Below are 3,548 nucleotides of genomic sequence, written 5' to 3'. Positions count from 1 at the left end.
CTCGGCCGCAGGGAAGAGGCCCTTCACAACGCGGAAAAAGCCGTGGAGATCAGAAGGCAACTCGCCGAGGCAAGGCCGGAGGCCTTTCTCCCGGATTTGGCAATAACCTGTGGGGCAAAAGGTGTCATTTTAAAAGAATCAGGGCAACATCAAGATGCATCAATAAGTTTTGCCGAAGGAATCCAGGCCCTTCTGCCGCTTTTCACCCAAAACCCCCACCCATTCAAACCGCTAATGGCTGGTCTGTTTCAAGGCTACCTCAAAGCCGCAGAACAGATCGATCAGAAACCTGACAGCACACTTCTTGCCCCTGTGCTGGCAATCATGATCGAGAAGCACACACCCAACTCAAAGGAGTAAACCATGGATGTCGTAAGCCTTTCCCAGAGTGCTATCGCCTACCTTACCCCCTACCTTCTCCATGCCACAGGTAAAACCGTGGAAGAGGGTCTGGATATAGGCAGAGAAAAACTGTTCCAATGGTTGCAGGCTAAGTTTTTAAGCATTTCCCAAAAAGATGCGCTGGTACGGGCGCAGGAATTACCTGAAGACGAGGAGATTCTGGATACTCTGAGGTATCAGCTGGAACGGGAGATGAAGGAAAATCCTGCCTTCATGGAGGAAATCCGGGATCTGCTGCCAAAGGAAAAAAGCATGACGAACATAAAGCAGACTCAGATCAATACGGGAAATAACATCACTAGCACCCAAGTAATAGGATATGGAAATGTTGTAATAAAATAAAGACTTCAAGGCTCCACCAAAGCGAGCAAATACTTTGATCTGGGTTGGGTTTTCCGCAGGTTCTCAAAAAGTGAGGCACCGCACGATGCAGCAGCAATATATGGTCAATATTGGCAGCGACATTAAATCTACACAAATTATCACTAAAAACGTCATCCTCTTGACACCATCTTCAGATCAACTCATTCCAGCGGAAGCCCACCCTCCCCTTACATTTTCTCCACAGACAGCTTCCGTTGTGACGGAACTTCAGGAGCAGTTTCTGGATTCCATTGGCTCCAACCTGATCCGGCCAGAAATTACCCGCAGCAAAATCTTCAGCCGGATAGAGGATGCCATCGAAAAAGGTCAGGATATCCTTGTGCATGGGCCTTCGGGATACGGAAAAAGTGCTGTCCTCCATAAGCTCACACAAGACCTCAGAGAAAATGGCATTCCCTGCCTTCCCCTGCGTCTGGATCGGCGGATACCCGACAAAAGCGCCAGACAGTACGGAATGGAAATGGATCTGCAAAACTCCCCGGCTCTGGCCCTCTCCGCCATGGCTGGGGACGAAAAGGCCGTCCTGATTCTCGATCAGTTGGATGCCATCCGCTGGACGGCTGCCCATTCCAGCAGAGCCATGGATATCTGCAAGGAAATGCTGAGACAGGTTCGTGCCCTTCGTGAACAGGGTAAAGACAGGATTCTTGTCTTTGCCTGCCGTACCTTTGACCTTGAAAACGATCCGGAAATCCGAGCCTTTCTGGGGGGGCCTGAAAAAGAAAAATTTGTTAAAATTGCTGTTGAGGCGCTTGCGGAAGAGGAGATCAGGGGCATCATCGGGCCGGATTTTGAAAACCTGAGCAGGCAGCATCGGCATATCCTTGCTATCCCCCTCCATCTTTCCATGTGGTTAAGGATCAGGGAAGACGGGGGGCAGATGCCTTTCCAAACCGCCACGCAACTGATGCGCTGTTTTCTGGAAAACCTCCGCCGCACTCTGGAAGAAAAGGCTTCTGTTTCCGTCAAAGAGATGAATGCCTTCCTGAAACCGCTTCTGGATCATATGGAAACAAGGGGAGAAGTGTCCGCTCCTGTCGGCCGCCTGGAAAACAGCAGCACCATCCTTCTGGATAAGCTCATCTCCTTTGGACTTCTTCAAAGGGATCGGCAGAGAATCAGCTTCTGTCACCAGCGTTATCTGGATTACCTGATTGCAGAGCGTCTGCTTCCCCACATTTATGAAGGCAATGGCAAGGTTCTCACATGGCTGGGAAGCAGAGAACAGCAATCCCTCTTCCGGCGTGAGCAGCTTCGCCAGGTACTGACCCTTTTGACAGAAGAATCGGCTCCGGATTTTTTCAGCGCCGCCCAGAATCTTCTGGAGTCTCCCCATGTACGTTTCCACATGAAGCATCTGGTGCTTGAAATCCTTGGGCAGCTTGATGCGCCCTCAGAAGAAATCCGTCATTATTGCCTTGACCTGAGCGAGAAAGATGAATGGCAGGGCCATATGCTGGAAACCGTTTTTTCAGGCCATGCGCCATGGGTTCGCATTCTTCTCGCATCCGGCAGCATTCAGCGCTGGCTTTCCCTCTCCCAGGGAGAGGAGGCCTTCAAGGCTCTCTCTCTGCTCCGATCCGTAACAGATACCCTGCCGGATCAGGTGGCAGAAACCCTGTGTCCTTTTCTCCACAAAGGAGAAGACTGGCCCCGCCGTATTCTGAATACCTTATGCTGGGATGAGGCCAATGATTCAGATGCCATGTTTGCACTGCGTCTGGATCTTATCCGCTGCGGTCACATGAAAAGCCCCGTATGCTGGGATTCTCTGGGGTCAAAGTCCCCCCTGAGGGCCGTCCGACTGGTTAAAACAATACTTTCCACTTGGCGTCTGGATGCTAAGGGTCGTCTTATCCGCAAAGAAAATGACGATTTTAAAAACTGGTACAGACCTTACCTGCAAATCCTGAAAAAAACGATTGCGCAATGCCCTGAGCAGGGCTGGAACCTTCTTTTTCCTGAAATTGTCAGATTAACGGACATCCATCCCAATCCACACTACGAGGCGCGGCTTAGCATGTGGGAAAAGGACCGTTCTTATTATGGAAGACCTCAAACGGATTTTGCCCGTGGATCGCTGGAGATCCTCATTCAGGCAGGAAAGATCCTTCTTGATAAACAGGCAGAATTTCTTCTTGAAGAGCTTTCTTCTCTGGAAAAAAGCACTTCTCCTGTGGCTCAGGAAATTCTGATGTCCCTTTATGCGGATCTTCCTCCCCACCGTGCGGATACAGGTATTCGCTGGCTGCTTTCCAACAGCGGAAGATTCTGGCTGGATTTTTACGCAAAAAAATCGAGATGGGGGGCTGGTATCCGCCTGATCAGAAAACTCTCCCCCCACTGTTCCCAAGGTTTGTTCCATGAGTTGGAAGAATCCCTTATCCATTACCATTCCCCACAAGAAAAATTTAACGCGGAGTATTATCCTAAATTCCCGATAAATTATACACCTACAAACGTTATACAAAGTGCTAAAATTGGATGTATGGCTTTGAGATTAAAGTTTTTATTTGTTGTTTTTGGCTAAAAATAATTTTCAAAAATTTTAAAAAACTGCTAGTTTTGCCCCCTTGAAGGTATAATAACATCTTACTACAAAGGGGGCGATATGGCTTGTATTGTGAAGCAAAAAGTTGGAAACAATACTTATCTATATGAATCAACTTCCTATCGTAATAGTGAAGGAAAACCCAGAAATAAAAGATGTCTTATCGGAAAAATTAATCGTGAGACAGGCGACCCTGTCTACAAGCCTGAAT

The 3,548-nt window shown here is 48.5% G+C and carries 3 protein-coding genes; all 3 read left to right on the top strand.

The features are described 5' to 3' along the window. On the top strand, positions 1 to 360 hold a 360-nt coding region (locus tag LZ24_RS12805), incomplete at its 5' end, for a hypothetical protein (protein ID WP_186443131.1). A gap of 3 nt (positions 361 to 363) precedes the next feature. Continuing rightward, entirely contained in the window at positions 364 to 744 is a 381-nt protein-coding gene (locus LZ24_RS12800) for a hypothetical protein (protein ID WP_144685734.1), read from the top strand. A gap of 85 nt (positions 745 to 829) precedes the next feature. Beyond that, positions 830 to 3,316 carry an NACHT domain-containing protein gene (locus LZ24_RS12795; RefSeq protein ID WP_144685732.1) on the top strand — a complete coding sequence of 829 codons (2,487 nt, stop codon included), beginning with the start codon at positions 830 to 832 and terminating at the stop codon, positions 3,314 to 3,316. Positions 3,317 to 3,548 lie beyond the last annotated feature (232 nt).

The sequence above is a fragment of the Desulfobotulus alkaliphilus genome (genome assembly GCF_007830435.1).
In the GTDB taxonomy this organism is placed as follows: domain Bacteria; phylum Desulfobacterota; class Desulfobacteria; order Desulfobacterales; family ASO4-4; genus Desulfobotulus; species Desulfobotulus alkaliphilus.
This window is presented reverse-complemented; position numbering and strand designations above follow the sequence as displayed.

Excerpts from the sequence above, each read along its gene's own strand:
- LZ24_RS12800 (WP_144685734.1), top strand. The coding sequence starts at position 364 with ATGGATGTCGTAAGCCTTTCCCAGAGTGCTATCGCCTACCTTACCCCC.
- LZ24_RS12795 (WP_144685732.1), top strand. The coding sequence starts at position 830 with ATGCAGCAGCAATATATGGTCAATATTGGCAGCGACATTAAATCTACA.